The organism is Treponema endosymbiont of Eucomonympha sp., assembly GCF_001028545.1.
Map to the genome: position 1 here is coordinate 1 of NZ_BBPW01000196.1, position 1,127 is coordinate 1,127.

The 1,127-nt window shown below is 57.8% G+C and carries 2 protein-coding genes; both read right to left on the minus strand.

The genetic code is table 11. The features are described 5' to 3' along the window. Positions 1-600: GGGtGRT protein (locus AWU74_RS05895; protein ID WP_187150884.1), on the minus strand; the 600-nt coding region annotated here is incomplete at its 3' end. Between the two features lie 12 nt (positions 601-612). Continuing rightward, the coding region (locus AWU74_RS05900; protein WP_062328527.1) for a hypothetical protein at positions 613-1,127 on the minus strand (515 nt) is incomplete at its 5' end.

Here is a 1,127-nt window from a genome sequence, read left to right on the forward strand (position 1 = left end):
CACTTTAGCGCGCGCGCCGTCCGAATACGCGAGCGTCTCCGCAATGACGAGCTTGCCGGAGAAGTAATCAAACTGCGTCCGCACGTAAGTGAAGTCGTTTATGCGGCTGATAATCTGCGCCGCGTCTTTTCCCAGCCCGTTCAGAATGACGCGGAGCGGGGTTTTCCGGCTCTTGTTCGCGTTGTTCACAATGCCTATCGCGCCTTCAGCCGCGGCAAACGATTCATGCCCGGCAAGGAACGCGAAGCATTTCGTCTCGTCCCGCAGAAGCATCGCGCCGAGGTTGCCGTGCCCGATTCCGACTTTGCGGTCTTCCGCCACGGAACCGGAAATGCAGAACGCCTGCAAGCCTATACCGATAGCCTCAGCCGCGTCAGACGCTTTTTTGCAGCCTTTTTTGAGCGCGATAGCCGCACCCGCGTTGTATGCCCAGCCCGCATTTTCAAACACGATAGGCTGAATGCCCCGCACGATTTCGAAGGGGTTGAACCCCTTCGCCTTGCAGATTTCCGCGGTTTCCTCCACGCCGGAAATGCCGTACTCCTTGAGCACGGCGTTTATCTTGTCGATTCTGCGCTCGTAGCTTTCAAACAGTGCCATTCTGTGTACCTCCTATTCTTCCCGCGGGTCGATAAACTTCACCGCGCCGTCCGCTTCGGCAAAGCGCCCGTAATGCCCGCTCGCCGCCTTGAGCGCTTCGTTCGCGTCCGCACCCTTCCGAATCGCGTTCATCATCTTGCCTAAATTGACGAACCCGTACCCGATGATTTGGCTGTCTTTGTCCAAAGCCAGCTTCGTAACATAGCCCTCCGCCATTTCAAGGTAGCGCGCGCCTTTCTTTCTGGTGCCGTACATGGTGCCGACAAGGCTGCGGAACGGTTTGCCCAAATCCTCCAAGCCGGCGCCAATTGGAAGCCCCCCTTCAGAGAACGCCGTCTGGCTCCGCCCGTAGGCGATTTGCAGGAACAGTTCCCGCATAGCCACGTTTATAGCGTCGCACACCAAATCGGTATTGAGCGCTTCGAGCAGTGTTTTGCCCTGCAGGATTTCCGCCGCCATAGCCGCCGAATGCGTCATTCCCGAACAGCCGACCGTCTCGACCAGCGCTTCTTCTATGACGCCGTTTT